This is a genomic window from Neisseria sp. N95_16 (assembly GCF_002551535.2).
GTDB classification, from domain to species: domain Bacteria; phylum Pseudomonadota; class Gammaproteobacteria; order Burkholderiales; family Neisseriaceae; genus Neisseria; species Neisseria brasiliensis.
This window is the reverse complement of record NZ_PDBT02000102.1, coordinates 1-6,132: the sequence shown is the minus strand read 5'-3', so window position 1 is coordinate 6,132 and position 6,132 is coordinate 1. Positions and strand designations below refer to the sequence as shown.

Here is a 6,132-nt window from a genome sequence, read left to right as displayed (position 1 = left end):
CCGCCGACCGAGAAAGACATTGGACTATGAGACACCGGGTGATCTGTTTTCAGCAGCCCTTGCCAATGGCATTTGAGCGTTGCACTTGAAATGCGAATGTAAGGGCCTCAGAAATGTTGTGTTGATTTGTCAAAACCGTATGATTTGTGGGAAAATCGGCAGATTAAATTTTTAAAGGGCGAGACCGTGTTAGACAGAGAAGGCTATCGCCCCAATGTCGGTATTATCCTTACGAACGATAAGAATCAAGTATTTTGGGGCAAGCGTGTGCGCGAGCATTCGTGGCAGTTTCCGCAAGGCGGCATCAAGCCGGGCGAAAGTCCAGAAACGGCGATGTACCGCGAATTGCTGGAAGAAGTGGGCCTGTTGCCGCAACACGTGAAAATTTTAGGCCGCACGCGCGACTGGCTGCGTTACGATGTGCCGACGCACTGGGTGCGCCGTGAATGGCGCGGTTCATACCGCGGTCAGAAGCAGATTTGGTATTTGCTGCGCTTGGTCGGCCGTGAGAGCGATGTCAACCTGCGCGCCACGCACCATCCCGAGTTTGACGGCTGGCGTTGGCACGATTATTGGGCGCCGGTAGATGAAGTGATTGATTTCAAACGCGATGTGTATTTGGGTGCGCTCACGGAATTATCGCGCTTTGTGCGCAGCGTGGAAACTTATGGCGAATTTGCCCAGCGTATTCAGCAGCAAAAAGAGAAGTAAGGTAAGCACTTTTGGGTCGTCTGAATGTATGCGTGTTTTCTAAATAGTTAAACTCAAGCCATCATCACAAACAAAAAGAGCAGATGCCGTCTGAAGCTGTTTCAGACGGCATCTGCTCTGTTGTATTAGCCTAAGGATCAGCCCCTTAGCGGCGATCATCGTCGCGGTCGTCGTCATCTCTATCGTCACGTTCATCGCGCTCACGGTCGTCATCACGGTCATCGCGATCATCATCACGATCGCGGTCGTCACGATCGTCATCGCTGTCGCGGTCTCGGTCTCGGTCGGATTGCTCGAAGCGTGTGTCGTTGCGCTCGTCGTCGCGTTCACGGTCGTTATCGCCGCCGCACGCAGCCAACAGCAGCCCGGATAAGGCCAAGGCTAATAATGACTTTTTCATCTTCATCCTTTTTATAAATGATTAATGGTTTCAGTCTATAATCAATCCGCCTGCGGGTAAATACGGCTGCGGGTTAATCTTTGTTCAGGCGGCGGGCATAATCGGTGCGATGGCCGTCTGAAAGCGGCGAAACATGTTAAAATCCCGCTTTTGCCGTTGCCGCATTACCGAATCTTTACCGAACACATTTTCAGACGGCCTGTCTGAATGCATTGCTTTAGAAAAACATCATGACTCAAAAACACTATTCCGAATCCAGTATTACCGTCTTAAAAGGCTTGGAGCCGGTGAAAGAGCGTCCGGGCATGTACACCCGCACCGACAGCCCGACCCATATCTGTCAAGAAGTCATCGACAATGCTGCCGATGAAGCCTTGGGCGGTTTCGCCAGCGAAATCAGCGTGACGATACACGACGACGGTTCTTTGTCTGTGCGCGACAATGGCCGTGGTATTCCGACCGGTATGCATCCGGTGGAAGGTCTGCCGGTGGTGGAGCTGGTGTTTACCCAATTGCACGCGGGCGGCAAGTTCAATAAAAAAGACGGCGGTGCTTATGCTTTTTCAGGCGGCCTGCACGGCGTGGGTGTGTCGGTGACCAATGCGCTGTCGAAACGCTTGGAAGTCACCGTTAAGCGTGAAGGCAAAATCCACCGCATCGTGTTTGCCGGCGGTGATGTGATTGAACCCTTAAGCGAAATTGGCAAATGTGCGGTGAAAGATTCGGGCACCGAAGTGCGTGTGTGGCCGGACGGCAAATATTTTGAATCACCGCAATACAGCATTCCCGAATTAGAACGCCTGTTGCGCGCCAAAGCCGTGTTGCTGCCGGGCGTGACCGTGTCGCTGACGCGTCCGGTAAAAGACGAAAGCGAGCCGCAAACGCAAACATGGCATTACCCCAACGGCCTGAAAAGCTATTTGATGGATTTAATCAGCGAAGCACAGGAAGCCGTGCCGCTGTTTGCCAGCGAAAACTATATTTCAGACGGCCACGACAGCGATTTTGCTGTGGGCGAGGGGGCGGCTTTTGCGCTGACTTGGCTGGAAGAAGGCACGTGCACCAATGAAAGCTATGTCAACCTGATTCCGACACCGCTCGGCGGCACACACGAAGCCGGTTTGAAGCAAGCCGTGTTCAACGCCGTCAACAACTTCATCACGCTGCACAATTTATTGCCGCGCGGCGTGAAAGTGCAAAGCGATGACGTGTTCAACAAAGTCGCCTTTGTCTTGAGCGCGCGCGTGCTCGACCCGCAATTTCAAGGCCAAACCAAAGACAAACTCACCAACCGCGATGCGCTGAAGCTGGTGGCCGCCGTATCGGGCGACCCGTTGGAATTGTGGCTGAATCAGAATGTCGAAGCCGGTAAAAAAATCGCCGAATTGGCGATCAAACAGGCGCAGGCGCGTATGCGCTCGGTGAAAAAAATCGAGAAGAAAAAAGGCAGTGGCGTGGCTGTGTTGCCGGGCAAACTCACCGACTGCGAAAGCGAAGACGTGCGCGAAAACGAGCTGTTTTTGGTTGAGGGCGACTCGGCCGGCGGTTCGGCCAAACTGGCGCGCGACAAAGCCACCCAAGCCATTTTGCCTTTGCGCGGTAAGGTATTGAATAGTTTTGAAGTGCATCCCGACCAACTGTTCGGCAATGCGGAAATCCACGATATTTCCGTGGCCATCGGTGTCGATCCGCACGGCGTGAATGACAACCCAGATTTAAGCGGCTTGCGCTACGGCAAAATCGCCATTTTGTCTGATGCCGATGTGGACGGTTCGCATATTCAAGTGTTGCTGCTGACCCTGTTTTACCGTCATTTCCCGAAACTGGTTTCAGACGGCCATATTTATGTTGCCCAGCCGCCGTTGTTCCGCGTGGATGTGAACGCGCAAGGCAAATCCAAACCCGCCCGTAAATTCTACGCGCTCGACCAGGCCGAACTCGACGGCATTTTAGAGCGCCTGCAAAAAGAAGGCGTAAAAGAAACCGCCTATTCTATCAGCCGCTTCAAAGGCTTGGGTGAGATGAATCCCGACCAGCTCAAAGACACCACCATGCACCCCGACACCCGCCGACTGTTGCAAGTGCAGATTCCCGAAGGCAGCAGCGAGGAGACCTACGATATTTTCGTGAAGCTGATGGGCAAAGGCGAAGCCGCCAGCCGCCGCGCGTGGATGGAGGCAGAAGGCGATACGGCGGAAGTGGATATTTGATTGAGTGGATTGTAATGGAGGCCGTCTGAAATCAAGTTATCTTTTTCAGACGGCCTAAACAAAAGAATCGGGTTATTTTTGACCCGATTCTTTTGTTTTTTGATTTAAAACACACTATTAACACCATCCAATTACGGCTAGACTGCGGTTTTGATTCCCATCTTTTACACCGCAAGGAGCTGTAACATGAAAACTGCATTATTGATTGTCGATTTCCAAAACGATTATTTCCCAAGCTTTGAGGGCGCCAAATTTCCTTTGGTTGGCACCGAAGCTGCGGCGGAGCAGGGCGCGAAATTGTTGCAGGTGTTTCGCAACAAAAACTTGCCCGTGTTCCATGTGCGCCATGTGTTTGCCGGCGAGAATGCACCGTTTTTTGCGGAAAACAGCGATGGCGTGCAGTTCCATCCTTTATTTGAACCGCAAGCAAGTGAAGCAGTCATCACCAAACATGAAATCAACAGTTTTCGCGGTACCACCGATTTACACGCGCAATTGCAGGCGCAGGGCATTGAACGCTTGCTGATTATCGGCGCGATGAGCCACATGTGTATCGATGCGGCTACCCGTGCGGCGGCTGATTTGGGCTACCAATGCCATGTTGCCCATGATGCGTGCGCGACACGCGATTTGGAATTTGGCGGCAAAACCGTGGCTGCGGCCGATGTGCACGCGGCGTATATGTCGGCATTGGCGTTTGCTTATGCCAATGTGGATACTGCGGATAATTTGGCAAAATTGGTTTGATGATTGGTTTGATATAAAAAAAGGCCGAAACCTTTGTAAAACCTCAAGAATCACCAATAAAAACCTTAAAGTCGTCATTCCCGCGCAGGCGGGAATTCATCGCGGCATCTAAGAAACCTATTTTATTCAAAAGCTTGCTATACTGAAAAATGGATTCCCGACTGCGCGGGAATGACGGCGGTTTGGTGTGTATTCGCTTTTGAAAGAGTTTTACAAAAATCAAGGCCGTCTGAACATTTCAGACGGCCTTTGTTTTCACTGATTATTTCAACAGATTTTTAATAATGCCCATCACGCTGCGTGAAATGGCGTTGGTCACTTGGCGATTGATTTGGCTGCCGACGGCATCGGCTACGTTGTAGCCTACACCTTGGCCGGGTTTTTTACGGCCACCAGTCAATCCGCCGATAAAGCCGCCGAGTAAGCCCGGGTCTTGGTTGGCTTGGGCTTTGGCCGCTTCTTTTTCGGCTTGCACCTGCGCTTTGGCAGCTTCTTCCGCTTGTTTGGCCGCGGCTTGCTCGCTGCCGAGTTCGGCCAAGGCTTCAAAAGCAGAGTAGTTATCGATCATGTCTTTATAGGTTGGATACAGATCGTCGCGTTGATACAAGGCATCGCGTTCTTCTTTGGATAGCGGGGTCAGCGCGGATTGCGGCGGCAAGACATAAGCGCGTTCCACCGGTGCCGGCATGCCTTTTTCATCTAAGAAGGACACCAAGGCTTCACCCACGCCCAGTTCGGCGATAGCTTCGGCAACTTTGATGTTCGGATTGCTGCGGAAGGTTTCGGCAGCAGCGCGCACGGCTTTTTGGTCGCGTGGTGTAAAGGCACGCAGCGCGTGTTGCACGCGGTTACCCAATTGACCGAGAATGGTATCCGGCAAATCGAGCGGGTTTTGCGTCACGAAATACACGCCTACGCCTTTGGAGCGAATCAGGCGCACCACTTGTTCGACTTGTTCCACCAATGCGGTCGCGGCGTTGTCGAACATCAAATGCGCTTCGTCGAAGAACATCACAAATTTTGGTTTTTCTGGGTCGCCGACTTCGGGCAGCATTTCAAATAATTCGGCCAGCATCCACAGCAAAAATGCGCTGTACATGCGCGGCGAGCGCATCAGTCTTTCCGAATTCAAGATGTTAATCACGCCTTTGCCGTTTTCAGACTGCATCCAGTCTTCCAAATTCAGCGCCGGCTCGCCAAAGAAATCATTGGCACCTTCGTTTTCCAAGGTCAACAGTTGGCGTTGAATCGCGCCGATACTGGCGGCGGAGACGTTGCCGTATTGGGTGCGGTATTCGGCGGCATTATCGGAAACGTGTTTCAACATACTGCGCAGATCTTTTAAATCCAAAATGTGCCAGCCGCGATCGTCGGCCACTTTGAATACCAAATTCAGCAAGCCTTCTTGGGTGTCGTTCAAGTTCATCAAACGTGCCAGCAGCATCGGGCCCATTTCAGATACGGTCACTCGCACGGGAATACCGGTTTCGCCGAATACGTCCCAAAAGCGCACGGGGAAATTTTGCAGCCACTCATCGCCCAGCCCAAATTCGGCAATGCGTTCACCCACCTTGCCGCTGGCGGCACCGGCTTGTGAAATGCCGGATAAGTCGCCTTTAACGTCTACCAAAAACACCGGTACGCCTTGGTTACTAAAGGCTTCGGCCATGCGGCGCAGGGTCACGGTTTTACCGGTACCGGTCGCGCCGGCAATCAGGCCGTGGCGGTTGGCCATTTTGCCTTGAATTTCAAGAGAGACGTCGCCGACGCGGGCGATAGGGAAGGTGGTCATGCAGTTTTCCTCTCGGATTCGGATAATCAGGTAAACGCTTATTTTCTTATGAAATGAAGCAGGGTGCAATGACATTGGCGCGGGTGTTGGATTTTTCAGACGGCCTTTAAGGCAATAGGAACAGGCCGTCTGAAACACGGTTTTGAATATCACCCAGTTTTCAGACGGTCTTACATTCGCATTTCAAGTGCAACGCTCAAATGCCATTGGCAAGGGCTGCTGAAAACAGATCACCCGGTGTCTCATAGTCCAATGTCTTTCTCGGTCGGCGG

Annotated in this window: 5 protein-coding genes; 3 read left to right on the top strand and 2 right to left on the bottom strand. The window is 52.2% G+C overall.

Annotated elements, in window-relative coordinates; genetic code table 11:
* Positions 1 to 186 precede the first annotated feature (186 nt).
* Complete coding sequence (locus CRG49_RS11950) at positions 187 to 711, top strand: RNA pyrophosphohydrolase (protein ID WP_095503725.1); 525 nt, start codon at positions 187 to 189, stop codon at positions 709 to 711.
* Between the two features lie 145 nt (positions 712 to 856).
* Here CRG49_RS11950 and CRG49_RS11945 read toward each other — a convergent pair whose 3' ends face one another.
* Positions 857 to 1,111, bottom strand: a complete 255-nt coding sequence (locus tag CRG49_RS11945) for a hypothetical protein (protein WP_195690032.1) — start codon at positions 1,109 to 1,111, stop codon at positions 857 to 859.
* Positions 1,112 to 1,341: 230 nt separating this feature from the next.
* Between CRG49_RS11945 and parE the strand changes: the two genes are divergently transcribed.
* Both parE and CRG49_RS11935 read left to right on the top strand, forming a co-directional pair.
* Positions 1,342 to 3,321, top strand: coding sequence for a DNA topoisomerase IV subunit B (gene parE / locus CRG49_RS11940; protein WP_095503723.1), 1,980 nt, complete (start codon positions 1,342 to 1,344; stop codon positions 3,319 to 3,321).
* 186 nt (positions 3,322 to 3,507) lie between these two features.
* A complete protein-coding gene (locus CRG49_RS11935) occupies positions 3,508 to 4,068 on the top strand; it encodes a cysteine hydrolase family protein (protein WP_095503722.1) in 561 nt (186 codons plus the stop codon).
* 262 nt (positions 4,069 to 4,330) lie between these two features.
* On the opposite strand, the gene CRG49_RS11930 is transcribed toward CRG49_RS11935, so the two are convergent.
* Positions 4,331 to 5,860: a helicase HerA-like domain-containing protein gene (locus CRG49_RS11930; RefSeq protein WP_095503721.1), complete on the bottom strand. Its 1,530-nt coding sequence runs from the start codon at positions 5,858 to 5,860 to the stop codon at positions 4,331 to 4,333.
* Positions 5,861 to 6,132: the final 272 nt, after the last annotated feature.

Bases quoted from the DNA above. Each gene is read 5' to 3' on its own strand.
- CRG49_RS11930 (WP_095503721.1), bottom strand. From the start codon at position 5,860: ATGACCACCTTCCCTATCGCCCGCGTCGGCGACGTCTCTCTTGAAATT.
- CRG49_RS11935 (WP_095503722.1), top strand. From the start codon at position 3,508: ATGAAAACTGCATTATTGATTGTCGATTTCCAAAACGATTATTTCCCA.
- parE (WP_095503723.1), top strand. From the start codon at position 1,342: ATGACTCAAAAACACTATTCCGAATCCAGTATTACCGTCTTAAAAGGC.
- CRG49_RS11945 (WP_195690032.1), bottom strand. From the start codon at position 1,111: ATGAAAAAGTCATTATTAGCCTTGGCCTTATCCGGGCTGCTGTTGGCT.